We start from the raw sequence: 24,415 nt of genomic DNA on the forward strand, positions 1-24,415 counted from the left end.
TCCGCTTCTCACCTTTTCCAGACGCTCGCCTACTTTGGTGGCAGGGTCTCTTCCGATGGCTCTTCATGAGGACCGGTGATGCGAAACTGTTCTATCGCCGCCCAAGCTCTTTCAGCAATGGCGACCTTGAAGGGGTGGCTCAGTAGCCAACGGAATCGAGCTGACTTTCGAGCCTCTGCTACGATGCGTTCAAGCAGCTCGGGCGACGGGTCTTCAAGGACATCTTCGAGCGGACCGCAGCCAAGCTGACCGAGGAACACGGGTTCATCTGTTCGAGAGGCTCCGATTATCACGTAGGCGAAAGCCTTCTCGGGATCATCGAAATGACAGGTGATTATCTCGCCGAAATCGTCCGCAAACTCATCGGGCCAATCACCTTGGCCGGACGCGAAATATTCAGCATAGGCGTCCAGCTGCTGGATCATCTTGTCTGCATCCGGCCGAGCTAAAGCCCGTTCGAGTTCGTCCGAGTAGCGAGCGCCTGTCATGCTCACTGTTTACTTAAGCAACCGGTTTGATATGTCTACATGTCAACGTCCGCTTCCCACCCATTGCGAACTCTTACGGCTTGGGAAGAACGAACCTCTTAAGCGCCACCATAACGACGAGCATAATGGCTCCTAACCCTGCAAGGGCGGCGGTTAGGTCGGCATCCTGCGCACGCCCATACCAACCGGATTGCAAGGCCACTGTGAGGAGGGCACATCCAACGGTGAACGCTCCCGCAAACCAAGTGGCATTGCGGATTGCCCGCTTGGACCGAAGCTCTGATGGTGAGGGTTCCATCCCGGTGCCCTACCGGTGCCAATGTCCGCTTTCCACCCATTCGAGACGTTCAGCGAACGCCTGCATACGACCCATTGCAGTCAACGGAAGCCTGGTACCGGTGTGCAGACACGTTTGTTCACCTGAACGCGACTGGGCCTCAGCAGCAAGGGCTTTCAGGCGATTGATCGAACAGCTGTTCCATAGCGTTGCGACCGCGCTTCGACAGACGTACCAACGGCTGCCCACCGACCCTGTCGAACTCCACATCTCCCCTTTCGGACAACGATGTAAGCCATCGCACCGCTACGGAGTTCGGCACGTCAATACTCCCGAGCAGCCGATCCTCACTCAGTTCGGAATGTGACAGGTCGGCCAAGAAGATCTGAAGCAGAAGATCCCAAGCAGGGTCGGCGAACAGTCCGCCGCCGAACGCTGCGTGCCTGCTTCTGTTGAAGGTGATCATGCACTGCACTCGCTCTATGATCGAGTGGCCAGGCAGGGGTGAGGAAACTGAGCGGTGATATGTCACTGAAGAAAATCCGAAATTCGGGACATTATTGCGATGCAGCATAACATCGTTGAAGCAATCGAGACCTGTTAAGATGCACATAATGTGCACCAAGGCACTGTGTGGAGGAACTTTCGATGAGGCAGCTTCTGTCGGATAAGCAGATGGAAGCGAAGAGCCGTCCAACGGTCATCGCGCTCTGCGTTCTTACGCTTCGCCTCATGGAAAATTGGCGGTCGGTCATTCGGGAAGTTGACCTAGATCCGAGTGACTCTGACACAACGATGATTGTCATGGCTGTGGTGGCAATTGGCGCTGAGAAGTTCATCAGGGGCGAGCTGGAACCGGAGTTGCACAATCTTAAAGCGGTCATGCCGGCGGGACGGCTGAACGCGCCCAATGTTAGCTCGATAGCCGCCGCGACGGGCATCAATCGAGAAACAGTCCGGAGAAAGGTGTCGCACCTCATCAAGGCAGGGCTGCTGGAGCGGGAAGAGGGCGGCGGTCTTCGCGTGCCAGCCTCATTCGCAGTGCGGGAAGAGCTGCGAAGTGTGATCCGCGCCCAAGTGGACGCTTTGGAGAGAACCGTAAATCAACTTCGAGTGATAGGTGGCCTGAGGGGAGCCTAACAATCGGGCTTGAAGAGCAATGAGCCAAAGGTTCACGTTGCTAATCAAACTATTCGGGGTAGAGGCGGCGCTTCTCTGCTCGGGAACCACATGCAATGATCAATGACGTTCTACCGTCACAGCTGTGCACGGATGCCCTTCAACAGCTTCAGCAGGCTCTCAGCTTGCTGGATCAGGCTGAAGCTCCGGGCGACATAGGAGCGCACGTGGACATGGCGATTGCCCGACTCCAGTCTCATCTCGAGAACTCCTTGGCGGCCTAAGGCGGCTTCTGGGCGCAGCAAGTAGACCTGCGAAGCAAAGAGCAGGGTAGCGGAAGGGGCTTGCCGTCATTCGCGGCGAATGTTGCTCCGAGACCGTCGCCGCTGTTGCCACGAGCAATCCAATGCCCTCCTTCTAATCAATCGCGACCATCTGCGTTGCAAGCGCCGCTAGGGTCGCTCCAAAGCTTAGGAGAACGCGGAACGTCGAACGGACCGCATCATCGTTGATGAGCAAGGGAGAAAACAGCGCACTAGGACCGTAGATTACTAGTAGGCTGCGCCGGATTTGCACATGTCTGCTTTCCACCCGTTGCGGACGTTAGCTTACGTCTGCTTGCGGCCCGAAGTGGATGTTCATACCCCCGATCCTGAAAAACTGCCGGCAGATTCCGGCTCCCAGCCAATTGCCGAACGTGCCAGTATCGCCTGGTGAAAGAGAAGGACTTCTACTCCGTTCTCCAGGTTTCGAGCAGCGCAGAACAGGCGGCCATCCAGAGGGCGTATCGCGCCTTGATGCGCCGCTATCACCCGGATGCGGGGTGGGAACAGGACGCCGCTCGAACCAAACAGATCAACGCGGCTTATGATGTTCTGAGCGACCCCGAGAAGCGTCGCCTGTATGATGCGCAGCGGCTCAAACAGGAAAAGGGGAAAGAAAAGAAGAGACCGCCTTCTCGACCGAAGCGACCCACTGTTGCGCCCGAACCTTTCGAGGCTGAACCCTTTGAGCAAAGGCGCGGTATTTCGGAAAGAGCATTGTTCTTGTGGTCGCTGGCGTTCATCTTAACTCTTGTCGCCTTGCTCCTCACGGGCCCCTGACGAACTGCGAGCACGGGTTTTCCAGCTTCGAGTTCCAAAGGCCTCGGCTTTCCACCCCGAGCAGACACATCGTCACCCCACTGCAGAATGGATTTTCCTACAGGCCCTGTTTTGTGCCTTAACATGGCAGATGACCGGCAAATCCGAAGCCTGCCCGCCTCACGCCCATCCTGAGCGATGTCGAAGGGACGGCTGGACGCCCCATCGGCAGGCCATCTTCCTGGCTACGCTTGAACGAACCGGAAATGTGCGCGCTGCGGCCGGTGCTGCGGGGATGAACCGTGCCAGCGCCTATCGGCTGCGCGAGCGGTCGGACGGGCGGGCCTTCAGCAATGCTTGGGACCTGGCCCTTAGCCGGCGTCGCGCGCGGCTGCTTGAGGAACAGCTGACGAAAGCGACACTTTTGCTCGCAAGGGCCAGGCCTTCGACCAAAGGCGACACCGGGGCGCGTGCCTCTTTCCCTCGGAAAAGTGGCGAAAGCGACAGGTTCGGCGCGGCCGCGAATCCACGTCAACCGAGTCACACGCGTCGCCTTCGCCCCGATGCCATTCCGGAGGCCGTGCGACTGGCAGCGCGAGGGGCAATCGCCTACATCCACGATCGTGACCAAGGCTGATCGCCCCGACCATCCCCGAGCCGCCGAGCGCTTCAACGAAGAGAATGCGACCTACACCGTCCAGGGCGGTGGCGAGGCGCCCGACCTCGAGCGTGGCGTCAAGGCGATCCGCGAGGTGGTGAAGACGCTGCCGGTCCGCCCCGGCGTCTACCGGATGCAGGATGCGCGCGGCGACGTGCTCTACGTCGGCAAGGCGCGGGCGCTGAAGAACCGGGTGACCAACTACACTCAGGTCAACAAGCTGCCCAAGCGGCTGCAGAGGATGGTGAGCCAGACCCGGTCGATGACCATCGTCACGACCAATACCGAAGCCGAAGCGCTGCTGCTTGAGGCGCAGCTGATCAAGCGCTTCCGCCCGCCCTACAATGTCCTGCTGCGCGACGACAAAAGCTTCCCCTTCATCCTGCTTCGTGAGGACCATGCCTTCCCCGCGTGCAGAAGCATCGCGGCGCGCGGCGGATCAAGGGGCAATATTACGGGCCGTTCGCCAGCGCCGGGTCGGTGACCCAGACGCTCAATTCGCTCCAGAAGCTCTTCCTGCTGCGCAGCTGCTCCGACAGCTATTTTGAGAATCGGGCGCGGCCCTGCCTGCTCTACCAGATCAAGCGCTGCTCGGCGCCATGCGTCGGGCGGATCGACGCGGACGCCTATGGCGAGCTGGTCGAGGATGCGAAGGGCTTTCTGACGGGCAAGTCGACGGGTGTTCAGGCGCGGCTCGGCAAGCTGATGGCCGAGGCGGCCGAGGCGCGGGACTATGAGCTTGCCGCCGTCTACCGTGACCGGCTTCGGGCGCTGACCTACATTCAGGGCAGCCAGACGGTTCACTCCGAAGGGCTCGGCGACGGCGATGTCTTCGCGCTGGCCTGCAAGGGCGGGCAGATGTGCATCCAGGCCTTCTTCATCCGCGGTGGGCAGAACTGGGGACACCGCAGCTTCTTCCCGGCTCACACCACCGACGTGCCGGAAGCCGAGGTGCTGTCGAGCTTCCTGGTCCAATTCTACGAAGACATGCCGCCGCCCAAGCGAATCCTGCTCGACCGCGATCTTCCCGATCGCGAATTGCTTGAGGAGGCGCTGGGCGAGCGGGCGGAGAAGAAGGTCGCATTGGAGCAGCCGCAGCGCGGGCCGCGCCGCAAGCTGGTCGAGCAGGCCAAGCGCAACGCCGAGGAAGCGCTGGACCGGCGGATGGCGGAGGCGACCACGCAGGGCAAGTTGCTCCGCGAGCTGGCCGACACGTTCGAGCTGCCTGACGTCCCCAAGCGGATCGAGGTCTACGACAACAGCCACATCATGGGCACCAATGCGACCGGGGCGATGATCGTCGCCGGGCCCGAAGGCTTCCGCAAGAACAGCTATCGCAAGTTCAACATCAAGTCGGCGCAGACCGACGACGATTTCGGCATGATGAAGGAAGTGCTGGAGCGGCGCTTCGCCCGGCTGGAAAAGGACGATCCCGACCGGCAGAGCGGGGAGTGGCCCGACCTGCTGCTGATCGACGGCGGAAAGGGGCAGCTCAACGCGGTTCTGGAGATCATGGAGGATGCCGGAGTCCACGACATCCCGGTGGTCGGCTTAGCCAAAGGCCCGCACCATGGCCGCGAGGGCAGGGAGGTATTCCACTTCCCGAGCGGGCGCGAGCTGACCCTTCCCACCAACTCGGCATTGCTCTTCTACCTGCAGCGGCTCCGCGACGAGGCGCACCGCTTCGCCATCGGCACCCACCGCGCCAAGCGCGCGAAAAGCCTCACCACCTCGACCTTGGACGAGGTGCCGGGCATCGGACCTAACCGGAAGAGGGCATTGCTGATGCACTTCGGAACCGCGCGCGCCGTGAAGGGCGCCGCGCTGGAGGATCTGGAGCGCGCGCCCGGGATCAGCAGCGCGATGGCGCGACAGATCTACGACTATTTCCATCCGCGCGGCTGACCGGTGCTGATCGAGACCGACGCCATCGTCTGCGGCCTTCGGGCTCACGGCGAGCATGGCGCAGTGGTGCGGCTGATGACCCCGCGCGATGGCCTGCAGGCGGCCTATGTGCGTGGTGCAAGGGGGCGGCGGATGCGACCCGTGCTGCTGGCGGGCAACGTGGTTCAGGCCCGCCTTCGGGCACGCACGGAGGGACAACTCGCCCAGGCGGAGGTGGAACTGGTTCACAGCCGGGCGCTGTTGATGAGCGAGCCGCTGCCTGCCGCCGCGATCGAGTGGGCAACGGTTCTGGCCGCCACGGCTCTCCCCGAAGCGCAGCCCTACCCGCGGCTCCATGCCGCACTGGACGGGCTGCTGAGCGCGATCGAGGCTGCCCCGTCGGCAAGCGGGTGGGGCGCAGCCCTGGTCCGATATGAGCTGTTGCTGCTGGCCGAGCTTGGCTTCGGTCTGGACCTCGACAGCTGCGCGCTAAGCGGATCGCAGGAGGACCTGGTCGCGGTCAGTCCGCGGTCCGGCCGCGCCGTGAACCGAGCGGAGGCACAGCCCTATGGCGACCGGCTGCTGCCTCTTCCGGGCTTCGTCCGGGCAGGGGGAGTCGGAAGCTGGCGAGACATATTGGACGGCCTTCGGCTCAGCGGGCACTTCCTGACCCGCGACCTGCTGACCGACCGGGCCGCGCCGATCCTTGAGGCGAGGAGCCGGCTGGTGGACCGCATCGGGCGCGCGTCCGGCTTAGGCGACAATCCCGTTGCCGAGCGGGGCGGGGGTGCCTAGCTAGGCGTCATGAGCTTCGCCGATCCGCTTGCCATGTTGTTTCCCAACGTCGCTGTCACCAATGGCATCACGGTGCGTGTCGCCGTGGCGTATCTTTCGGAACAGTCGAGCCCGGCCGCCGCGCGGTGGTTCTGGTCCTACCACGTAAGGGTGGAGAATGGATCGGAGAAGGCGGTGCAGCTTTTGTCGCGCACCTGGAAGATCAGCGACGGGCGCGGCAACCTGCACGAGGTGCACGGGGAAGGGGTCGTCGGTGAGATGCCGCTGATCCCGCCGGGTGGCAGCTACGACTATGTGTCCGGCTGCCCGCTCGATACGCCGACCGGGTCAATGGTCGGCGCTTACCATATGGTCGACGAGGATGGCGGCACGTTCGACATCGCCATCCCTCGCTTCAGCCTGCTTTCACCGCTGAACTAAGCTGGCGCGATTCCAAATTTCGTCCAAGGTGCTGCTGATAGCTAACAAGTAAAGGGGCAATAACAGGGATATTTGCGCGTTTCGGCTGTTAGAACAGGATTGTTTAACCGGCGGGGATCTCGATAAGGCCTGAGAAGTCCCAGTTTCCAGCCACTTCCAAGCCTAAAACACGCGTTCTCCTGTTATTCGCCGGAACAGGGCTCTAAATCGCCATAACAGGCGCTTTAATCGCCACGAACAGGGTGTCTGTTCGCCATAACAGGGCGACGATTAGCTTCCGTGGGGCTGGTCAGAGCAGCTTCGCCCAGTGCGGCGATCTTCTCGCAAAATCCCCCACGAGTTCTGCCATGCAGATGCCGTGTTTTCGTTCGAACGCTCGTTTGCCGCGGCCGAGTTGAACGATCGCTATGGATCAGGATCCGGTCGACCAGGACACGGGTGTCTGTCTGGTCGTCCGGGGTGCTCCCTCTACTGTGTGGGAGCTGGGTGCTTGCTCTGATTTCTGACTACATCCACCAGAACATCGAACAGTGGCTGATGTTGGGCAGTGAATGTCGGGATAGGTCGAACCGTAATCGCGACGATCTCGACTCCTGCGTTTTGGCGTCAAACAATGAGCCGCAGATTTTCGAGCGCACCGACCTTAAGCGTCGACAGGCGAGGAGAAGCCGATCGTCTGAATATCGCAAGAAAGCGGCAATGCCTCCGCGTTTGGATAACGGCTAAGGCGCTGAATGTCTGCAACGGACAAAAGACGGGAATTCAGCGCCTAGCTTAACCTACTCGTAAATCTATCGTTCTAACCCGCTGGGCTCCGCCTTGCTCATCAACCATGATGCGGTTCGAGCGGCGCTCTGCCGCTTTCCACGTCTGGGCATTCAAGATGCTCGCTATGCGCCAAAAAGGGGGCGGAGATTGCTCCCATGCCGGGCGACCGCTAGCAACGAGGTGCGGTGACGCAGCATACGCCGGAGCTAAACATGGATGACATTGAAGCTGACGTGAGGCGCACGGTCGCCACGCACGTCGCAAACCTCATCGCTCAACTGGAGCGGATCGGCCTTAGACGTGACCTGATGTTGGACGGTTTAGAGCAAGGCGTTCGTGACATGCGCGAGCAGACGAAGCGTGGGATAAGCTGAGCATCTAAGGTTTAACCTCGATGGCTGGCCGACTGCCTCCGATACTCTTGGTAGGTTGGTAGTTCCTCAAAAGGCGGAGGTAGCCCGCTTGCTTCATAATGTTGGCGGGGCATGAAGGTTTGAAACGTTTGGATGCTTCCCCAGTCCATGAAGACGACCTCGCCAGCCTCTTCGTCTACATCCTTGTACAAGCCCTTGGTGATCATCGCGCGCCCCAGCTGTCAGTCGAATGATCGCACACCATCATTCCAAGATGGGGACGGCACAACTCTCCGATGCATTCGGTAATATTAAATTGAGGCGATCGAGTTTGCCTGGAAGTACGCGTCCATCGCCTCCACGCCCGTGAATGAAAGCTCAACGAAAACCCGCCGACCGTCATAGGGGTCATTTCGCCGAACGATGAGCTGACTCTTCTCCAGCGTTGTGATCCACCGCAGAGCCGTCGTCGGTGGAACGCCAGAGCCACCGCATAGACTGCTTACCGACAATCGACGCTGGCCGAGGTGCGCAGAGTAAAGTTCCAGCAGCATGTCCCATGCCGGATCCGCAAACAGGTGCGCGGGAAAGTGGCGATCGCGGTTCCTGCGTGCTTTAAGGATCGCGCCAATGTGCTGCTCAGTGGGACGATCCTTGGGATCTCCGCTGTATTTAGGTGCCGGTGTCAAAGTCTCTAGAACCGACAATACGGAGTGGAGCTTCTCCCGGACCTCCTGAACCGGAGCGAACGGGGGCTGGTCTGAACTCAACTTATCAAGGTCATGCTTCATTCCGGCCTCCAATGTTGACCAAGCAGTTTCGAATATGAACCTACTTTCAAATTTAGGTAAATGCTTCTTTCATGATTGCTTCGTTATGGAGGCATCTAGCAGCTCCGGGGCACAGGTTGGCTGCTAAGTCACGCACGTCGGATTTTGAGTGCGGCGGTAAATCAGGGGAAAACCATGGGCTCTTTAATCAGCGGCGATTTGGTCGATGCGATACAGTATCTGGAAGCGGCGCTTGCGCTGATCGACGCGCATGATGCACCAGCTCACATTGGGGCGCATGTGGACTGGAGCATCTGCCACCTGAAAGAGCATCTGGAAGTCGGCAACACTGTCCTAGATGCCAGTGTCCGGAGTTTGCAGGCGTCTGCTCCCCTGAGCCATTAATTCGTGATGGTCTGAGTTGAGGGGCGCCGGACCCAGCTGTCCGTTGTTCGGTCGCACGCCATCAGGTCAGGGTAGGGGGGCCGCGAAAGCATCAAACGTCGTTAACGCTTGTTGGCGTTATCAAGACCTTGGGTCACGAGCTTCGCTTGTGCTCGTTTGTGAGTCAGATGGCGTTCGAACCCCGATATAACTTAGTCGGCGACTACATTAGCGAAGGTCAGCAATTGCATGACTACGCTCTAAGTGGGCATCAACTTCAAGGTCGAGCAGCGGCCGGACGAATTCAAGCCAAGTAGTGAGTGGCCGTTCCACACCACCGTTAATAGCACCTCTTCGCTTCCGCAGCATATTACCACAAGTTCACTCGGCGAGCAGTTCAGCCGCGTAGTTCCTCGCAGTCCGTCCTCACTGATGTTCTGCCGCGGTCAGTTGACGATGTGGCTCGAGCCCCAAGGTAATGCGCTACTCCTACTTCTCGGCGGAGCGCAGTAGGCAGTTGGCGTACTTACCGATTGTTGGATGATGCTTCCAATCTGCGCATCAATCAGCTCGAAGACAATCGATCACGAGCTGAGTATAAGCGTGTAACACCTTCATCGGGGCCATGGCAAGCAAGCCCGCAAAGGTAAGCACTGGACGTCGGCGAACACCGGGGGTGTAAGTCAAACTTACGGCGTCAACTTAGACGTCCAGAGCCTGTAGCTTCTCGGCTATCGCGGAGAGAGGGGATGCAAAGGCGGTGCGGACGGCAGCGGCCGCCGCCCCAGCAAGCGAGAGTGCGACCACCGCCAAAAAACCGTACTGGATTGCAGAGGACAAATTTCGGCTGAGCTCGTGTGCTTGGGCGGTGCTATGCCGTGGGACGGACCTCCGATCCGCTTCTTCGCCCAATTCGGTCTTGGCATGCGCGCAGGAGCGGTTCTGAATGATGTCATCAAGAGGCAGCGGGTCTTGGGTTTGCGCGCCGAACTCCTGCTCCTTGGCCCAGATAACTCTAGCCACAATGACGTGGCTACCCCTGCGCAGCTCTACGTAAGAACCTGCACGTGGTGGTGAGCTGCTCTGGAGGTGAAGTCCCTTGGACGACATGTTGCGAATGCACACGTCCGTCCAGCTGACACCCTGCTTCATACGAGCGGGAAGCAGTACCCGCCGCCGTGCTTCCCGAGGCTTTTGATAAAGTGCTCTGCACTCCTTTAGCGTCTGCATTTTGGCCTCCCCGGGAAGGGTGGGCCGCGCGGAGCTACGGGAGAGTGAAGCAAAGCTCCGAATCGAACCATTAACTCGGCCACCGGGGCGCTGCTCTTAGCTCACTGGAGGGTCAGTGCGTGCTCACATGCTGTTCGAAGGTTGTGCAATCTAGGGGTTTTTGACGTGTCATCGTCGCTGTTCAGCGCTTCAGCCGAGACCTCCGTCAACATCTGCATAGCAAGGTCCAGGTGCTGCAACTTGTAGCTGTGCCGCACGAGGGTGTCCGTGCATGCAGTTAGCTCATCCTCAAGCTCTCTTATGCATTCGAAGATCTCGCCGAGGCTGTCGATGAACTGATATCTCGATTGCTGTTCCAGCTCCGGAGCAGCGAGTAGCTGCTGCGCAGTCTTCAGAATTGGCATCGTCCCATAATGTGACCTGAGCGTTTCAGCGGAGGAGGAAAGGTCCTGCTCTAAATCCTCCAAGAGCCTATGCACGATCTCGAGGTCCTCAGATCTTCGAGAAGGTGAGCGTGTTTCTAACTGCTCCGGCAACTTGCCTCTTGCTGACCCAGCATTTCTCAACGCGGCCACAATCTGATCTACACGCCTTTGTCCTACAGCCTTCAGCGGCATGACCCAGGCACCAACCTCTATGTCTTCGGCAAACTGAAGGCCGCAGGAGCCGGCTGACGACCAAATGACGGTGGCTTCCGAAAACAGTCCCCCCGAACGAGGTGAACCTTACAGCCGGAACTCAGCTCATGAGCCGTCTTGATCATCGCACCGGCCGGCGAGATGTTCGCGATAGTCACCGACGACTGAGTCGCGCCTTGATGCATCACCGCCGCGAGTGCGACGCTAGCTCTCGGGTGGCGGCGACTATCCCCAACTGACCCGCCAGACGCCTCCAGCAAGGACACGTTGCCACCGACACGTTTCAGACGAGAGATGATTCGTGACCTTTGTGCGCTCTGCATCAATGCGCCGACCCGACTCATCCACCAATCCTCATCTTGAGCTCGGCAACTGGGAGGAGCGTGGTTCAAGAACTCTTATCACTTGATCCAGCTTGGAGGCGATCTGAAGCACCAATGAGTCTTTGTCCTCCCGATCAGGCTTTAGCTGAAGGTCTGCTCTGGGTGGAAAGCGGACATTCGACGGACGCCCCGGCTGTTAGCGATTGCAGGCCATCATCTTGCCTGAAGGCTACTGAGGTAAAGAGCGTCGGCTACGGCTGCGCGATAGGTGGCAACATCTAGTGGCAGCTCGCTTGGCTTCAAACCGCAGCGGTCCGATGCCGCTATAAGCGCTGCCGTGGCGCTTTTTTCTTCCGGTGAACCGGGATTGGACTTCAGCAGGGCGGCCGACTGGTCAGGCATTGCGAAGGCAGCGCAGCGCCCCAGCCATGACATGGGTATGTTCTCGAAGCGGTTGCGAACATCGCCGCGGGGCTGAATCTCAAACAGGCCGGCCAGGTATTCCCCGGTGGGAGTAGACGTGGCAGCTTGCGGGACGATGCTGTTTGACTTCCACATGGCTTCGGCGACCGCGCCACGTAACACCGCTGGATCGACCCGGCCGATGGTCGGGGCACAGCTAGCATAGCGTTTTGCAAGTCGGTTCAGCGCAACCCACTCGGACGATGTCCCGGCGGAATGCTTCAATGATGAGGCAACCGCTTTCTGACCGCCGCCGACTCGCATTGCGCAAGTCGCGAAGGTCAGCGTTTGCATGTAGGTCAGAGCGGTGTTCCAGTCCTGGCGAAGGGCCTTTTCGTAAAAGACCGATTCCTTTTGCCTAAAGTCGAAAAGTTCCGGCTGGCCCCTACGTGAGGGGTTATCATAGGGGTGGCGGGACTCGAATGGCGCCTCGCGCTGGATCGTCGTTTGCGCCATTCCGACGCTGGAAAGCAGGATCAGTGTCAGGCCAGCTAGGGATCGGGTAAGCATGGTCATACCTCCTCAAAGGTCGATAAGACGATCCGAGCTATCGTGGACCTAAGGCTACCCTAAGTATCGTGGCTCGACCAGAAGCAATATTGAGACTCGAATGTCTGTTTTGGGTCGAGAGCGGACCTTCTCTGAATGTCGTGTTCGGGTGGAAAGCGGACGTTTACCTACAGCGGCCGCACTGACTGGAACCGCCTTAAGTAACCTAATTTAAGTTGGTAGCGGTAACATATTGAACTTGAAGGAACTGAGCCATTTCGTATGGGTTCCTCGTTTGAGCGGTTGACGTTGGTGTGGGCAGCCGCAGCATCTGCGGTAAGCGTCTTCTGACGAGGTGTTTATGAACGCCGACCAAGATCAGCCGAGCCCGCATGACGCAGGCGCATCGGGGTCAAATCAGATCATTGGCAGCTCTCGTGTTCTAGAGGTCGCCTTAGCCGATAGATCTGCAATATTTCCCGAGTTTGCTCTTTTTGAAGTTGCCCGTGCCATCCGGGAGCTCCGAAAGGTCAGACGGGAGCACTTCGGAACTTCTATTCCAGAAGCTGCATGGGACATGCTCCTCGAGATCTATTTTCGCGAGAAGAGCGGTTCCGCAACGGCGACTGAAGACCTGCGCGAAGTCAGCGATCTGCCAAGGTCAACCACAAGCCGATGGTTAAGGTACTTGGAGCAAGAGAAATGGGTGCGCTGCGTGCCTCCTGCTCATAGTGCTATTAGCAGTCTCGTTGATCTTGAGCCTGCAGCAAGAGAAGCAATGCATCGCTACTTAACCGAAGTTCGCGAATTTGCCCTTAAGCAGCCGCAAGCTGCATTGTGAACCGGCTCACAGCGGCGAAGAGGTCATAAGCTCACGGAGACGATGAACAGCGAGGTCGAGATGAGCAGCAACGTCGAGAGCTTCGTCGGCTTCGTCCAACAGCGCTAACGCGCTCTCCATCAAGGCAAGAGCCTCGTGCAACTTGTCTTCAACGGTTTTCATGAAACACCCGAGCAAATGTTTGGATGATCAGTAGCTAGGTTGGCTTTGGTGCAGCAATTGTGTGAGCCGTTGCTGGCCAAGATCGGGACAGTGAACGCGATCAAGCCATTTTGGGTCCAACTGTGGGTAGGAACCGTTTCGGCCAATCGCCCCCGTGTCCGCAAGAGGTGGAAAAGCGGACCTCCGACGCGAGTGGGTTGATTAGGCCTTCAAGCAAAGGGCGCGATCAGGTGGCGCAACTCGTCTCTACGGAAGCCTCGGTTCACGGCATCTTACGCTTCTGTCCACTTTGGTGCGGAAATGGCGTAGAGGCCGACCCATCATACTTACCTTAAAGCAGCCGTTATGGCCGAGAGCGGTTTCGATACCGTCGCGTGAACAGAGTCTGCGCAAATGAAAGCAAGGCCGAGGCCTGCAACGACAACGAAGCAGAACTCAATCGCCCGGCCCAGAAGCTTACTTTTCTGGTGCCGATCGAGCGAAGCTGAGTTGCGAGGGACTGCTCGTCGCTCCGCCGGTAGACGTGCTTCTTGGGGGCATCTGAAGTCTCGGAGTTATCTTGCTCACTTGCGATCGCATCAATTGCCAGCGCATCTTGGGTGCGAACTCCGAACCGGTGCTTTTTTGTCCAGACAACGCGGGCGATGATGACGTGGCGGCCGCGCCTGACTTCAACGTATGTGCCCTCCGCTGGGGCAACTGACCCCTGCATCAACATGCCTCGCGACGACATGTTGAGCAGGCATACGTCGGACCAGGCGGACCCTGCCCGCATCCTGGCTTTGATCAGAACCTTTCGACGAGGCTCCCTCGGCTTGTAACCTCGGCCTTGAAGATGACCCATGGACATACCCCCCGGTAGTTCCCTGTGGGAAGCCTTGGAGGTGGACTGTCTTTGGAACGTTTACATGTGGCTCCGAACCGGTGCATTCTCATCTCAGTGGTCGGCACCTTGAATAACTGCCTTGGATGGAGCGCAGACCTTCGGCGAACGTCCGCTTTGGGTAAAAAGCGACGTTAGCTGGGCTCTGCTTGCCACAAGTTGGGATACAAGCTGACAAAGCCATTTGGCTGAAGCTCAAGCGTAGCTCGATATGGGCCTTGGGGCGAATTGTAATCATAGCTCCGGTTCGACAGCCGCTTGTAGATTTGGGGCAGCGGCTGAAGGGTGGCACTGTCTACGTCCATCCAGGCGACGGCAAACTTGCATTCGTCTCCGACGGCGAGGTTTATGCGGCGGAGCTGAGCGAAGTTCGTTGCCGGAGTGAAGCCGAAATCCAGGTCCTTCACGCCATGCAGTCCGTCCTGTCGCACCCCGTTCAGCAGCCAGCCGTCGGCATCTCGGCGGATTTGATGCTCAATTGGCTGGCCGCCAGTATATCCTCTTACCAAGCCGCTTTTGGTCTCCCAGTTTGCAGTTAGCTTCAAACGGTAGTTCAAAGCCGTGGGCAGACCTTCTGCGAGGTAGACCGCACACCCTTCAAGCACCCACCCATGATCAGCCTCAACCAAACAGGCGGCATCATGGCCGGGTGTGTACAAGGCCTTCCAAAAGGCTGTGGTCACCATCTTTTAACCTCAAGTTACCCAGCAACGGAAATTAGCAGGTGTGACCGGACGTGCGGGCTGGGTGAAACCGACGTTAAAGTCGGACTCCCACGCGCGGGCCAGCCCATGCCGTAAGGCTGTAGAGACAGATGGTGAGTGCGCATCCCACAACGAGCGAAACCCAAAAGCTGTAACCATTGCGAAGCATGGCTGGAATCAACAGAAACATGGGCAATGACGGCAGGACGAACCAAAATGTTGCTTCAGCGTGGGCGGCCATGTTTGAGGCGTCTGGATTGTCGCGCCACAGCCATACCATGCCAAGAACAGAAACGAGCGGTAACGACGCGATCAACCCGCCGAAGCCGGGGTAGCGCTTTGCCACTTCCGAGATGATGGCAATAAGAATGCCAGAAAGCGCAGCCTTGACGGCGAAATATAGCATCCGCGTATTTTGATGCGGTGAGCGAATGTCCGCAATGGGTGGAAAGCGGACATAGGGTCATGCGAGCTTGACGATGTGCTTCTCTCTGTCGTCCCACCAAGTCGAAAACTCCGCTTCATCCCCGGCGACGCGCAGTAGCCGCATGAAGCCGAAGCCTCTGCTTAACCTCTTAAGCGTCAGCGTTCGCGGGTTGATGCGCACAAGATAGAAGCTTGTCAGCGCCCACATAGGAACGAGAATGTCGCCGTTGTATTCGAGTGGCGACTGGTGAAACCGTAGCGGTTCGGATGACCACCAGAGGAAGCGGCGGACGACTGGCTCACCGTCAATTGAGAGAGTGCATGTTGTGGGGCCAGCTTGACCAGTTTCTCGACAGTCTGAGAACTGAAGCTCGTGGCCAGCAACGGTGAGCGTGCTCATACGCTATGTTGTCGCCAACAGCGGATGTCCGCAACGGGTCGGTTGCAGACATTCCGCGAACGTCTGGAACGGGTGGAAAGCGGACATTAACGAACAGCGAGCCGGCAGGACAAAGTGTTTACGAGGACGGCGTCCTCGCGGATTAGTTTGGAAGATTGCTGCTGAGGTAAAGACCATCCGCGACCGCCGCCCGGTAGATCGAGACGTCGATCAACACGTTGGTCGGTCGCAGCCCGCACCGGTCAGATGCTGCGATCAGGTCGACGACTGCCCTTTTCTCTTCGACAGAACCCGGCTCGGACCGCACGAGTGCTGTCGACCGGTCAGGCATCGTAAAGGCCGCGCACCGGCCTAGCCACGCCATCGGAACGTCCGAGTAGCGGTGGCGCGTGTCGCCGTGAGGCAGGGTTTCGAACAGGCTGGCAAGATATGCTCCGGTGGGCGCACCGGCCGGAGCCTTGGGCAGTACCTGCTCCCTCTCCCAGAGCGCCTCGGCTAACGCGCCGCGCAAGATCGCTGGATCGACCCGACCTAGAACCGGTGCGCAACTGCCGTAACGCTGCGCGACCTTGTTCAACGCGACCCATTCCCGCGACGTCCCTGCCGAAAAGGTGAGCGGGTGGGAAACCGTTTCGTGACCGCCGATGCGCGTGACGCAATTGGCGAAGCGCAGGGTCTGCGCGTAGTTGATGGACGTCTGCCAATCCTGCCGAAGTATCTTCTCGTAATGAAAGTTCTCGAAAGGAGGATTGATAATCTCCGGCTGTGCCTCGGTGGCTGGGGAGAAATAGGACATGGCAGCGGTCGAAACCGAGATAAAGGCCATGCAAGCAAGAGATCGGGCAATCATGTTCAAACCTCCTACAAGGTTGACGAGACGATCCGAGCTAATCGTGAGCCTCAGAATACCACTGTTCTGAAGACGGCACTATAGGCGAACTTAGGACGGCTGAACGTCCGCTATGGGTCGATTGCAGACTCAAGCTGAACGCCCGCTGAGGGTGAAAAGCGGACATTTGGCTGATCCGCACTTTTCGCTATCACTGCGCAATGAAGAGTTCGCCGTGGGTGATTGGACTGGTCGCATTGACGATGTGCCTCGCGGGCTGCGCCTCTACTTCAGCAATCTTCAAATCGTGAACGGGGCCGACAGCCGAGTGGTTGGCGTGACAATTTCGGACGGTCGAAAGACATGGAAGCTCCGCGACTTGGACCGTGGCGAGCGGGTCACTTTCTCCGGCCATCTTTCGGGAGAAGGCGGACCCAACATTTCTTGGACCTGGCGCGGCAAGAGGTTCTCAGAGGACGGCTGCTACTACACCGGCGGCAGCCCAGCCAAAGGCACAATAACGATTGCTGGGGAGAAGCTACGCTATCGCTGCCAATGACGGGCAGTTCGCAAGGTCTGCTTTGGGTCGAAAGCCGACATTCGGCGCGGGGGCATCCCACAGCCGGTGGGCTACTTAGGCGGATCATTTTGAAGGTAGGGGATCATTTTGAAGGTAGGGTAGTGACAAAGTCCAGACCCCGTTGCACCCACTTCTTCAGCAACTGGTTGGACTTCAGTCTGTTCTGATCTACCAGAACGAACCCTTTGGTCGGTCTTCCGCCAATCTCCATTGGTTTGACGCCCGGCTCAGCTAGAGCTGCAAGGTATGCGTCAGGCCCGGTGCGGACCATCAGAGCCGATCCAGTGACCCCACAGGCCATATGGCCGTCGACCATGAAGCATAGCGCACCCATCATTTTTCTTTCGGTCAGCGAATGCCGCGAAGACAGGACCCGGCGAACTCGGTGAGCTAGAGGTGCATCAAACGCCATGGGCTCGTTGATCTCTTACGTGACAATGCTGCGCGGCTTGTTTTTGCCTACCTGCGGAACGTCCGCAATGGGTGGAAAGCGGGCATTCGGGCTTTCCCAGCTACTCGTAGTCTATCGTTCTTACGCGCCGAATTTTGCCTTGCTCATCAACGATGATGCGGTGCGACCGTCGTTCTGCCGACTTCCAAATTTCCGCGGTCACCTTGGCGGCGTTTACAATCCGGATCGTCGCAGTTGCTTGCACCGAGTTCTTCGGAGCGCTTGCTGTCGCCGCAGCGGCAATAAGGAAGAGGAGCGACATGCTCCACGAATGACGACTGCCCAGTTTCCGTGACCCTGCACTTCGCTCCGCAGTGGATCAGTTGATCTGTTGATCACCCGCAATCAGGTCAGCGATGATTTGCATTGGCATCGCGGTCTCAAATGACACCCCGTAGTCGTTCCCATCCGACCAGCGGAGGAATGCTCTAAACTGGGGTAAGCCAGCTAGTTCGAGGATCGTATGCTCGCCAAAGGCGATTGGCTTTGTCGATCGAAGACGTGCGCCCAGCATTGATAGGTCACAGACGGTGACTGAATGCCTCGAACCGGCTGTTCGGACATTTGCCTGTAAGCCAGTTGCAACTCGTGGTGCAGACCTCCGCTTATGAGCGACCATTTTCTGGCCAATGCGTAGCAGCGTCTGAGGATTCAGTTTCTGGTCGAACTCGATGCCGGCGAGCCCGTCACGCATCCAGACGATCTTTCCATCGATCGGGTCTTCGTCACCTACGCGCAGTGCAACAGGTATCTGCAACTCGACTCGCCCGTACGGTTTGATCTGAACACCTGCAGACGAAATGTTTTTTACCAGGCAAAATATGGATCGGCCGTCTAGCTCAAGAAGTCCGATGCGCAGGACAAGCTTCTGCCGAGTTCCTGCTCGGCGGTCTGGCTGACGTTGCCGAAGAGGCACATCACTTGGTGCGATCGACATCATTTTCGCCTCCCTTTACTAAGGAAAGCTAGAAAAGCCTGTCTTGCTTAGAAGTAGCGAGCCGGTCCGTTTCGGTCACATCAGGGCTGCTTCAGGTAAGGAGCTCTGCCGGCAGGTGTTTCACCGGCAGGGGCAAGATGCTGTCTAGTGGTTGCTGGAGCGACCAACCGAGCTGAAGTAACTGTGCATGGAGGCAGTTGCATGTTCCGTCAGCTCAACAAAGGTGCGTCGTGCATCGAGCGGGTCAGGATAGCGCTTCACAAGACCCTTCTGTTCGAGTGTCACCAGCCAGCGGAGAGCCGTTGTTGGCGGCACGCTTGCACCAGCACAGGCAGCCGTGACACAAACCCGACGTTGGCCGAGCCTGGCACCAAAAAGGTCCAGCAGCATGTCCCAAGCCGGGTCGGCGAAAAGGTCAGCCGGGAAATGCTCCGCACGCATCCGACGCTCGCGTAGGATCTGACGTATGTCCTGTTCGGTAATTGCGGTTGGCTGGCACGCCTTCACAGGTTCGGGAGCGGCGATGCTGTCCACACTGTCCAGCGCCCCGTAGAGCTTCTCACGGATAAAGTCTGCGTCGAAGGTTTGAGAGTTCAAAAACGAACGCGACGTGTGGTGCACTTAAACCTCCTATTCCGAAGGGTTCAGATCCGACCTGGAGAAACTTTCACCTCAGGGTTAACAACTTCTTACGAAACTTTTCACAATGGGCATATTCGGGTAGAACATACCCGAAGGGCCTGTTGCTACGGCCGCTACCGTGAGTTGAAACACGCGAAACTTTGCTCGGGGTTACGACGATGAACGGTGAGAACAGCGACAGCGCTGGGCTGTGCGCGAAAGCCTTGCGGCTAATGAAGCGCGGTTTAGAAATGCTCGACAGGGCGAATGCACCTGCTGACATTGGAGCTACGTTGGATCTCGCAGTCTGCCGCCTCGAAGAGCATCTGCAAGGGCATCAAAGCATTGAAACTCGGACTAGTCGCCAGACTGAGCAAGGTGGCCATCATTGAGTATCGGTGCTGGTAAGCAGGCTAACGCCGAGCGGATACAGCACCTCAGAGTTCTGGGCGAAGGTCTGCTGGTCATCTACGTTTAACTTTGCGGATTACCGACGGCAGGCGCCGGGGTTCTTCTCGCATGCAAGCCATCATTAGCGGTTTGAACCGCCTGAAAACCGCTTGGTGATCCGAACGGCGGCACTGACTTATGAGCGGTTCCTAACCGACGGTTTGAAGTGCGGCGACCTTTTCGCAAACTCCTCCGCCAGCTCTGCCATGCAGATGCCGTGCTTTCGTTCGAACGCCGGTTCACCGATCCGGTGCTGCTCCATGTGGTGGTCGGGGCAGAGGCTAATCACCCATCGGTCGGAGGGCTTGAGCGCCGTGCCGCCGTCGGTGCCGCGGCGCACGTGAGCACATTCGCAGGGGTGGTTGGCGCAGCCCGGGACCGAGCAGGCGTGATGGCGAACCCAGGCGCGGTGAGCGGGGCAGGAGCGCTCGGGTGATGGCGCCCTGATGCGCTTAATGTAGCGGGGCAGCCGGGCCATTGGCCTTGCTCGTCCTAGGGGTAGATGGGGTGATCCGTGCTTTACGTGTACGCGAGGAGCGGCGTTCGGACGTTTTGGGCTTCGGCTCAGTGGACCCGACGTTGCTCCGGCGTGCTGCAAAGGCCTGGCCAAGCTCGGTATAGAGCTCGGGCCATGCTCGGCTGAGCCGCCGCAGCAGCGGCCGATGCGTATGTTGCAGCCGCTCCAGTGCCTCGATGCTCTCGCAGCTGGCGATCAGCGCCGTGATGTCCGCTGACCATTGCTGCCAGCCCTGCGGCGGCTCAGTGTCGTTGATGGTTGCTGCCGCGCTGGTTGCAGCTGCGCCGTTCAGCCTTGGCGAGCTTGCGTCCGCATCCTCCATTCCGGCCACCGGCACGCAGAACGTCTGCAGCATGGCGGCCTTGTAGGCAGCGGTGAGCGCCTTGGGCGTGGCCTTGTCGCTGCGGTCGAGGGCCTCGCCATAGACCTCCACGGTGTGGCTTGAGCCATCCTCCGGGCTGACCAGGTCATAGGCAACCTTCAACGTGACGTTGGTGAGGAGGTCATCGCCTTGCCGGCGCTCGGCCGAGCTGCGCTCAAGCACCCGGGGGAGGATGCACAGCTTGCGCACGGCAAGGATCGGCGCCAGCCGGTTCATCAGCTGGTCGATCGAGCGATAGCCATAGCCATCGTCGGTGTTGATCATCGACTTGGCCAGCCCGAGGTTGGCAAGATCGGCAGCAACGCCGCTGATCGCCTGGTACACGAGGGCCCCGCTCACGGCACAAGCTCGCGGATGGTCAGCGCACCGGCCTTCGATCGCTTCGCTTCAACACCATGGCCGAACGCTCGTCCGACATCGTCATCAACCATGCCCTTGATCGCGGATGCAGCTTCTCCGAACAGCCTCGCAGCGGTCCTGTGCTGCAGCCAGTCGTCGGCTGCCGCTGCCCAGGCATTGTTGCCCTGGAGGCAGATCTCGCGGGAGCCGAACACGCGTGGCGGCGGGGGAGGGGCGACCACCACCGGCGGCGTGCCATCCACCACCGCGCTCCAGAACGCTTCTTCTGCCTCAAGCAGATCGAGCTGGTAGAGCCAGTCGGCGGCAACCTCCATCACCTCGTGCTTGTGGTTTCCGTAGATGACCGACAGGATCGCACGGTCGACCCTTGCGATCGCCATGTTGTGCTGGAGCTGGGGCATGTAGCGCTCCAGCACCTCCTCGCCCTTCACGAACGCGCCCGTGTGCTTGGCCTCCCACACGGCGCCCGTTCGCTCCACCAGCCCATCCAGCGTGCAGGTGCGCCAGCCATAGGTCGGGCAGGTCATGGTCATGCCGGCAAACACGACCCGCTCGCCGCTGACCTGCTCATACCATTGCCGGTTGAACGGCTCGGTCCAGCAGCCAAGCATCACCGGCAGCTTGGCACTGAGGTCCTCAGGCTCGCGCTGACCGGTCTTCTGCTCCCACAGCTCCAGAACACGCTTCGGATCGCCCGACAGGATGATGTTGGCATCCGAGCCGCCGATGCTCTCGCGCCTCGCTGCAAGCTGGCCCGGGGACAAGCCCAAGGAGCCAAGCATTGGCCAGTGGGCCGATACAGGCTGCTCAGCCGCGGCCAGGTCGAACGATTGCTGTGGATCAGGCTCGCGGATCGCGGATCCAGGTGACTGCGTGATCATGTAGGTTGCTCCCTCTACTGCGTGGGAGCTGGGTGATTGCTCTGGTTCTTAGACACATCCACCAGAACATCGAACAGTGTCTGATGTTGGCCAGTGAATGTCGGGGATAAGTCCGGGCAAAAACGACCACGTCTCGACGATTAAACCATGCGCCGTCCCCTCGTCGAACTCGAAGCTGGACTTTGGGGCTTTAAAGCAGATTGTCAGTTTGAACATCCGCTTACACTCATTAACACTCTTCGCGTCCGTGATCCCATTGCCGCTCGTGCCATCAAGTGGGGCTGCTGCCGACAGCTGTTCGAAGCAGAGATGGGACGGCGCTGAGGCGTAGCCGCCATTTGAAGAAACCACCGAACGCTACGGGAAGGTGAGTGAATAATCTCCGTTCGCGATAGGTACCAAGAAGGTAAAATGCCTTGTTTCACCTTGCACCGGGTCCGTCTTGACACCGAAGCCTCGCTTAGCTCTCAAGCATTGCAGGCTTGTTGCCTCGCTAGGATAGAAGCGCCCGTCGCCCTCATATGGAACTTTTCGAACGACATGGCACGATTGTACGGTAAACAAAGGCGTATCCTGGTCACGGGTGGAGCGGGGTTTCTAGGTTCACACCTTTGCGAAAGGTTGTTGGACCAGGAGCATGACGTTCTCTGCGTGGACAATCTATTCACTGGCACAAAACGCAATATACAGCATTTGCTGAGCCATCCCAATTTCGAGTTTATGCGTCACGACGTGACTTTCCCGCTCTACGTCGAGGTGGACGAAATATACAATTTGGCCTGTCCGGCCTCGCCCGTCCACTACCAGCATGATCCTGTTCAAACCACGAAGACCAGTGTTCATGGCGCCATAAACATGTTGGGGCTTGCCAAGCGCATTGGGGCAAAGATCCTCCAGGCTTCGACCAGCGAGGTGTACGGCGACCCTGCGATTCACCCGCAGACGGAAGACTACTGGGGCCACGTCAATCCAATCGGCGTTAGGTCCTGCTACGATGAAGGCAAACGCTGCGCAGAAACGCTGTTCTTCGATTATCACCGCCAGCATAGAACGCGGATCAAGGTCGCGCGGATCTTCAACACGTATGGGCCGCGGATGCACCCGGATGACGGTCGGGTTGTATCAAACTTTGTTATGCAGGCACTGCAAGCGCGACCCATATCGATCTATGGTGATGGTGCCCAAACTCGAAGTTTCTGCTTTGTAGACGATCTTGTGGACGGCCTCATGCGCCTGATGGACAGTGCCGATGAGGTCACCGGCCCTATCAATCTTGGCAACCCTACAGAGTTCACCATGATGCAACTCGCACAGCAGGTTGGCATAGCTGCCAACGTTCAGGTTGCGATCGCCCATCGACCATTGCCTCCGGACGACCCGAAACAGCGTAAGCCTGACATCAGCAAGGCGTTGGAATTGCTTGGCTGGAAGCCAACAATCAACCTTGCCGAAGGCTTGGCCAAAACCGTCGCATATTTCCGCGCAATAGAAAATTTGAATGCCCCAGAAGGTCGCACGGGGATTTGACCGGGTCTTCGGCGCTTACCGGAGCGCGGCAAGGTTCAGAAAGCTGCACCACAGCCGGCAGCTTTCTGGAGAGCCGCCAGCTCCTAGGGACATGACATGATCCGCGTAGCAACTTTGGCAATTCCCATCTTGGCGGGCATCCAAGCGACCACCGCGGGAGCGCGCTCCGCCACTAGCCTGGAGCGTTTGCTTGCCGCGCACAATGCTGAGCGGGCGCGCGTCGGCGCCCCGCCTTTGCGATGGGACATGCGCTTGGCCCAAGCTGCCGGCAGCTACGGTCCCGTCCTCGCTCGGCTAGGTCGTCTCCAACACTCTCCCAAGGCGAGCCGTCCCGGTCAGCGCGAGAATTTGTGGATGGGAACTCGGGGAGCCTTCTCCCCCGAGCAGATGGTCGGCACCTGGATCTCGGAGCGGCGTTACTTTCGGCCGGGTGTGTTCCCGAACGTGAGCAGTACCGGCAACTGGTATCACGTCGGGCATTATTCCCAACTCGTCTGGCGCACCACGACGCATGTCGGCTGTGCCATCTACTCGTCGCGAACAACGGACTATCTCATCTGTCGTTATTCCCCGCCCGGCAACATCGACGGCAGGTTGGTGCCGTAGATCCTGCCCTTCAATCCCTAGCTACCGGCTTAACTAGCGCTCTATTAGCCACACGGGGTGTTGGTTTTTCGACGATAGCTCTGTCAGTTCTTGTTAAGACTGCAAGGCGCATTTATAGGGCCGCTTGAATTGGCTGCTTTCCGTCTAAGTGACGGGAATCAGGACATTTCGCCTCCGGCTGAAACGGTCGTCCGGCACAGCCGGCGACGGCAATCCAACTGCATCGGGGGATGCAGCGACGGGGAGGGAAATATGGCGACTGCGTTAGCCGACTTCTACAGTGAAGAGCCGTTCGATCGGCTAATCCTTCCGGATGGCTACCAGCCTTCCGAAACGGAAGACTTCATGTGCGCCCGTCACCGGGCTTATTTCCTGCGAAAGCTGAAGGCCTGGAAGGAAGCGATCATCGAAGAGTCGCGCCAGACCATGGCGCAGCTTCAGGTCGACTCCCTTCGCGAGCCGGACCTCGCCGACCGCGCATCAAGCGAGACCGACTGGTCGATCGAACTTCGCACCAGGGACCGCCAGCGCAAGCTGATCGCCAAGATCGATTCAGCCATCCGTCGCTTATACGACGGTGAATTTGGCTATTGCGACGTCACAGGCGAGCCGATCTCGCTAGGTCGCCTCGAGGCACGGCCGATCGCGACCATGACGCTCGAGGCCCAGGAGAAGCATGAGCGGACCGAGAAGGTCTCTCGCGACGACTGACCTGAGG

General features: G+C 58.9%; 29 protein-coding genes and 1 pseudogene. 12 read left to right on the forward strand and 18 right to left on the reverse strand.

Going from position 1 to position 24,415, the window contains the following annotated elements; genetic code table 11:
- Positions 1-29: 29 nt before the first annotated feature.
- A complete protein-coding gene (locus G7077_RS12575) occupies positions 30-488 on the reverse strand; it encodes a DUF6869 domain-containing protein (protein ID WP_166412005.1) in 459 nt (152 codons plus the stop codon).
- Between the two features lie 437 nt (positions 489-925).
- Positions 926-1,231 (reverse strand): hypothetical protein, encoded by a 306-nt coding sequence (locus tag G7077_RS12580; protein WP_166412006.1) that lies wholly within the window; start codon positions 1,229-1,231, stop codon positions 926-928.
- A 182-nt stretch (positions 1,232-1,413) separates the two neighbouring features.
- On the opposite strand from G7077_RS12580, the gene G7077_RS12585 reads away from it, so the two are divergent.
- Entirely contained in the window at positions 1,414-1,905 is a 492-nt protein-coding gene (locus G7077_RS12585; protein WP_206367648.1) for a helix-turn-helix domain-containing protein, read from the forward strand.
- Between the two features lie 116 nt (positions 1,906-2,021).
- On the opposite strand, the gene G7077_RS14355 is transcribed toward G7077_RS12585, so the two are convergent.
- Positions 2,022-2,144: a hypothetical protein gene (locus G7077_RS14355; protein WP_281347041.1), complete on the reverse strand. Its 123-nt coding sequence runs from the start codon at positions 2,142-2,144 to the stop codon at positions 2,022-2,024.
- A gap of 453 nt (positions 2,145-2,597) precedes the next feature.
- Here G7077_RS14355 and G7077_RS12590 point away from each other — a divergent pair, with 453 nt between their 5' ends.
- From G7077_RS12590 to G7077_RS12610, 5 genes and pseudogenes are all read left to right on the forward strand, one after another.
- Positions 2,598-2,987, forward strand: a complete 390-nt coding sequence (locus tag G7077_RS12590) for a DnaJ domain-containing protein (RefSeq protein WP_166412007.1) — start codon at positions 2,598-2,600, stop codon at positions 2,985-2,987.
- A gap of 542 nt (positions 2,988-3,529) precedes the next feature.
- Positions 3,530-5,529: pseudogene (gene uvrC / locus G7077_RS12595) on the forward strand (excinuclease ABC subunit UvrC).
- A 3-nt stretch (positions 5,530-5,532) separates the two neighbouring features.
- Positions 5,533-6,303: a DNA repair protein RecO gene (recO, locus tag G7077_RS12600; RefSeq protein WP_166412008.1), complete on the forward strand. Its 771-nt coding sequence runs from the start codon at positions 5,533-5,535 to the stop codon at positions 6,301-6,303.
- 9 nt (positions 6,304-6,312) lie between these two features.
- Complete coding sequence (gene apaG, locus G7077_RS12605; RefSeq protein WP_166412009.1) at positions 6,313-6,723, forward strand: Co2+/Mg2+ efflux protein ApaG; 411 nt, start codon at positions 6,313-6,315, stop codon at positions 6,721-6,723.
- A 980-nt stretch (positions 6,724-7,703) separates the two neighbouring features.
- Positions 7,704-7,865, forward strand: coding sequence for a hypothetical protein (locus G7077_RS12610; protein ID WP_166412010.1), 162 nt, complete (start codon positions 7,704-7,706; stop codon positions 7,863-7,865).
- Between the two features lie 290 nt (positions 7,866-8,155).
- On the opposite strand, the gene G7077_RS12615 is transcribed toward G7077_RS12610, so the two are convergent.
- On the reverse strand, positions 8,156-8,635 hold the full coding sequence (locus G7077_RS12615; RefSeq protein WP_166412011.1) for a MarR family winged helix-turn-helix transcriptional regulator: 480 nt from the start codon (positions 8,633-8,635) through the stop codon (positions 8,156-8,158).
- A gap of 174 nt (positions 8,636-8,809) precedes the next feature.
- Between G7077_RS12615 and G7077_RS12620 the strand changes: the two genes are divergently transcribed.
- Complete coding sequence (locus G7077_RS12620; protein WP_166412012.1) at positions 8,810-9,019, forward strand: hypothetical protein; 210 nt, start codon at positions 8,810-8,812, stop codon at positions 9,017-9,019.
- A gap of 1,310 nt (positions 9,020-10,329) precedes the next feature.
- Here the strand turns inward: G7077_RS12620 and G7077_RS12625 are convergent.
- From G7077_RS12625 to G7077_RS12630, 3 genes are all read right to left on the reverse strand, one after another.
- A complete protein-coding gene (locus G7077_RS12625; RefSeq protein ID WP_166412013.1) occupies positions 10,330-10,845 on the reverse strand; it encodes a hypothetical protein in 516 nt (171 codons plus the stop codon).
- Positions 10,846-10,862: 17 nt separating this feature from the next.
- Positions 10,863-11,210, reverse strand: coding sequence for a PilZ domain-containing protein (locus G7077_RS14625; RefSeq protein ID WP_425505283.1), 348 nt, complete (start codon positions 11,208-11,210; stop codon positions 10,863-10,865).
- Positions 11,211-11,402: 192 nt separating this feature from the next.
- The gene (locus G7077_RS12630; protein WP_166412014.1) at positions 11,403-12,167 is read right to left on the reverse strand and encodes a hypothetical protein; all 765 of its coding nucleotides are present in this window, start codon (positions 12,165-12,167) and stop codon (positions 11,403-11,405) included.
- Between the two features lie 334 nt (positions 12,168-12,501).
- Here G7077_RS12630 and G7077_RS12635 point away from each other — a divergent pair, with 334 nt between their 5' ends.
- A complete protein-coding gene (locus tag G7077_RS12635; RefSeq protein WP_166412015.1) occupies positions 12,502-12,981 on the forward strand; it encodes a helix-turn-helix domain-containing protein in 480 nt (159 codons plus the stop codon).
- Positions 12,982-12,987: 6 nt separating this feature from the next.
- Here G7077_RS12635 and G7077_RS12640 read toward each other — a convergent pair whose 3' ends face one another.
- The 5 genes from G7077_RS12640 to G7077_RS12660 all read right to left on the reverse strand — a co-directional run bounded on the left by G7077_RS12640 (position 12,988) and on the right by G7077_RS12660 (position 16,406).
- On the reverse strand, positions 12,988-13,143 hold the full coding sequence (locus G7077_RS12640; RefSeq protein WP_166412016.1) for a hypothetical protein: 156 nt from the start codon (positions 13,141-13,143) through the stop codon (positions 12,988-12,990).
- Between the two features lie 1,017 nt (positions 13,144-14,160).
- On the reverse strand, positions 14,161-14,712 hold the full coding sequence (locus G7077_RS12645; RefSeq protein ID WP_166412017.1) for a putative glycolipid-binding domain-containing protein: 552 nt from the start codon (positions 14,710-14,712) through the stop codon (positions 14,161-14,163).
- Between the two features lie 73 nt (positions 14,713-14,785).
- A complete protein-coding gene (locus tag G7077_RS12650; protein ID WP_166412018.1) occupies positions 14,786-15,136 on the reverse strand; it encodes a DUF3147 family protein in 351 nt (116 codons plus the stop codon).
- A 57-nt stretch (positions 15,137-15,193) separates the two neighbouring features.
- Entirely contained in the window at positions 15,194-15,556 is a 363-nt protein-coding gene (locus G7077_RS12655) for a hypothetical protein (protein ID WP_166412019.1), read from the reverse strand.
- A 142-nt stretch (positions 15,557-15,698) separates the two neighbouring features.
- Positions 15,699-16,406, reverse strand: coding sequence for a hypothetical protein (locus tag G7077_RS12660; RefSeq protein WP_166412020.1), 708 nt, complete (start codon positions 16,404-16,406; stop codon positions 15,699-15,701).
- A gap of 214 nt (positions 16,407-16,620) precedes the next feature.
- Between G7077_RS12660 and G7077_RS12665 the strand changes: the two genes are divergently transcribed.
- Positions 16,621-16,944 (forward strand): hypothetical protein, encoded by a 324-nt coding sequence (locus G7077_RS12665; RefSeq protein ID WP_166412021.1) that lies wholly within the window; start codon positions 16,621-16,623, stop codon positions 16,942-16,944.
- Positions 16,945-17,047: 103 nt separating this feature from the next.
- Here G7077_RS12665 and G7077_RS14630 read toward each other — a convergent pair whose 3' ends face one another.
- From G7077_RS14630 to G7077_RS12695, 6 genes are all read right to left on the reverse strand, one after another.
- Positions 17,048-17,377, reverse strand: coding sequence for a TfoX/Sxy family protein (locus G7077_RS14630; RefSeq protein ID WP_166412022.1), 330 nt, complete (start codon positions 17,375-17,377; stop codon positions 17,048-17,050).
- A gap of 358 nt (positions 17,378-17,735) precedes the next feature.
- Positions 17,736-18,356, reverse strand: a complete 621-nt coding sequence (locus tag G7077_RS12675; RefSeq protein WP_166412023.1) for a PilZ domain-containing protein — start codon at positions 18,354-18,356, stop codon at positions 17,736-17,738.
- Between the two features lie 141 nt (positions 18,357-18,497).
- Positions 18,498-18,974 carry a helix-turn-helix domain-containing protein gene (locus G7077_RS12680; protein WP_166412024.1) on the reverse strand — a complete coding sequence of 159 codons (477 nt, stop codon included), beginning with the start codon at positions 18,972-18,974 and terminating at the stop codon, positions 18,498-18,500.
- 586 nt (positions 18,975-19,560) lie between these two features.
- Positions 19,561-19,902, reverse strand: coding sequence for a DUF968 domain-containing protein (locus tag G7077_RS14445; protein ID WP_343040000.1), 342 nt, complete (start codon positions 19,900-19,902; stop codon positions 19,561-19,563).
- Positions 19,877-20,662 carry an ERF family protein gene (locus G7077_RS12690; protein WP_166411260.1) on the reverse strand — a complete coding sequence of 262 codons (786 nt, stop codon included), beginning with the start codon at positions 20,660-20,662 and terminating at the stop codon, positions 19,877-19,879. The genes G7077_RS14445 and G7077_RS12690 overlap by 26 nt, the downstream gene beginning before the upstream one ends.
- Positions 20,659-21,564, reverse strand: a complete 906-nt coding sequence (locus tag G7077_RS12695; protein WP_166411259.1) for a YqaJ viral recombinase family protein — start codon at positions 21,562-21,564, stop codon at positions 20,659-20,661. The genes G7077_RS12690 and G7077_RS12695 overlap by 4 nt, the downstream gene beginning before the upstream one ends.
- A gap of 540 nt (positions 21,565-22,104) precedes the next feature.
- Here G7077_RS12695 and G7077_RS12700 point away from each other — a divergent pair.
- From G7077_RS12700 to dksA, 3 genes are all read left to right on the forward strand, one after another.
- Positions 22,105-23,091 (forward strand): UDP-glucuronic acid decarboxylase family protein, encoded by a 987-nt coding sequence (locus G7077_RS12700; protein WP_166412026.1) that lies wholly within the window; start codon positions 22,105-22,107, stop codon positions 23,089-23,091.
- A 96-nt stretch (positions 23,092-23,187) separates the two neighbouring features.
- Positions 23,188-23,697 (forward strand): CAP domain-containing protein, encoded by a 510-nt coding sequence (locus G7077_RS12705; RefSeq protein ID WP_166412027.1) that lies wholly within the window; start codon positions 23,188-23,190, stop codon positions 23,695-23,697.
- Between the two features lie 252 nt (positions 23,698-23,949).
- A complete protein-coding gene (gene dksA / locus G7077_RS12710) occupies positions 23,950-24,408 on the forward strand; it encodes an RNA polymerase-binding protein DksA (protein ID WP_166412028.1) in 459 nt (152 codons plus the stop codon).
- Positions 24,409-24,415: the final 7 nt, after the last annotated feature.

Source organism: Sphingomonas piscis, from assembly GCF_011300455.1.
Taxonomy (GTDB): Bacteria; Pseudomonadota; Alphaproteobacteria; order Sphingomonadales; family Sphingomonadaceae; genus Sphingomicrobium; species Sphingomicrobium piscis.

What these genes read in the sequence shown, in the direction of transcription:
- G7077_RS12575 (WP_166412005.1), bottom strand. Translation starts at nt 488, where the DNA reads ATGACAGGCGCTCGCTACTCGGACGAACTCGAACGGGCTTTAGCTCGG.
- G7077_RS12580 (WP_166412006.1), bottom strand. Translation starts at nt 1,231, where the DNA reads ATGATCACCTTCAACAGAAGCAGGCACGCAGCGTTCGGCGGCGGACTG.
- G7077_RS12585 (WP_206367648.1), top strand. Translation starts at nt 1,414, where the DNA reads ATGAGGCAGCTTCTGTCGGATAAGCAGATGGAAGCGAAGAGCCGTCCA.
- G7077_RS14355 (WP_281347041.1), bottom strand. Translation starts at nt 2,144, where the DNA reads ATGAGACTGGAGTCGGGCAATCGCCATGTCCACGTGCGCTCCTATGTC.
- apaG (WP_166412009.1), top strand. Translation starts at nt 6,313, where the DNA reads ATGAGCTTCGCCGATCCGCTTGCCATGTTGTTTCCCAACGTCGCTGTC.
- G7077_RS12610 (WP_166412010.1), top strand. Translation starts at nt 7,704, where the DNA reads ATGGATGACATTGAAGCTGACGTGAGGCGCACGGTCGCCACGCACGTC.
- G7077_RS12615 (WP_166412011.1), bottom strand. Translation starts at nt 8,635, where the DNA reads ATGAAGCATGACCTTGATAAGTTGAGTTCAGACCAGCCCCCGTTCGCT.
- G7077_RS12620 (WP_166412012.1), top strand. Translation starts at nt 8,810, where the DNA reads ATGGGCTCTTTAATCAGCGGCGATTTGGTCGATGCGATACAGTATCTG.
- G7077_RS12625 (WP_166412013.1), bottom strand. Translation starts at nt 10,845, where the DNA reads ATGCCGCTGAAGGCTGTAGGACAAAGGCGTGTAGATCAGATTGTGGCC.
- G7077_RS14625 (WP_425505283.1), bottom strand. Translation starts at nt 11,210, where the DNA reads ATGAGTCGGGTCGGCGCATTGATGCAGAGCGCACAAAGGTCACGAATC.
- G7077_RS12630 (WP_166412014.1), bottom strand. Translation starts at nt 12,167, where the DNA reads ATGACCATGCTTACCCGATCCCTAGCTGGCCTGACACTGATCCTGCTT.
- G7077_RS12635 (WP_166412015.1), top strand. Translation starts at nt 12,502, where the DNA reads ATGAACGCCGACCAAGATCAGCCGAGCCCGCATGACGCAGGCGCATCG.
- G7077_RS12640 (WP_166412016.1), bottom strand. Translation starts at nt 13,143, where the DNA reads ATGAAAACCGTTGAAGACAAGTTGCACGAGGCTCTTGCCTTGATGGAG.
- G7077_RS12645 (WP_166412017.1), bottom strand. Translation starts at nt 14,712, where the DNA reads ATGGTGACCACAGCCTTTTGGAAGGCCTTGTACACACCCGGCCATGAT.
- G7077_RS12650 (WP_166412018.1), bottom strand. Translation starts at nt 15,136, where the DNA reads ATGCTATATTTCGCCGTCAAGGCTGCGCTTTCTGGCATTCTTATTGCC.
- G7077_RS12655 (WP_166412019.1), bottom strand. Translation starts at nt 15,556, where the DNA reads ATGAGCACGCTCACCGTTGCTGGCCACGAGCTTCAGTTCTCAGACTGT.
- G7077_RS12660 (WP_166412020.1), bottom strand. Translation starts at nt 16,406, where the DNA reads ATGATTGCCCGATCTCTTGCTTGCATGGCCTTTATCTCGGTTTCGACC.
- G7077_RS14630 (WP_166412022.1), bottom strand. Translation starts at nt 17,377, where the DNA reads ATGGCGTTTGATGCACCTCTAGCTCACCGAGTTCGCCGGGTCCTGTCT.
- G7077_RS12675 (WP_166412023.1), bottom strand. Translation starts at nt 18,356, where the DNA reads ATGATGTCGATCGCACCAAGTGATGTGCCTCTTCGGCAACGTCAGCCA.
- G7077_RS14445 (WP_343040000.1), bottom strand. Translation starts at nt 19,902, where the DNA reads ATGGCCCGGCTGCCCCGCTACATTAAGCGCATCAGGGCGCCATCACCC.
- G7077_RS12695 (WP_166411259.1), bottom strand. Translation starts at nt 21,564, where the DNA reads ATGATCACGCAGTCACCTGGATCCGCGATCCGCGAGCCTGATCCACAG.
- G7077_RS12700 (WP_166412026.1), top strand. Translation starts at nt 22,105, where the DNA reads ATGGCACGATTGTACGGTAAACAAAGGCGTATCCTGGTCACGGGTGGA.
- G7077_RS12705 (WP_166412027.1), top strand. Translation starts at nt 23,188, where the DNA reads ATGATCCGCGTAGCAACTTTGGCAATTCCCATCTTGGCGGGCATCCAA.
- dksA (WP_166412028.1), top strand. Translation starts at nt 23,950, where the DNA reads ATGGCGACTGCGTTAGCCGACTTCTACAGTGAAGAGCCGTTCGATCGG.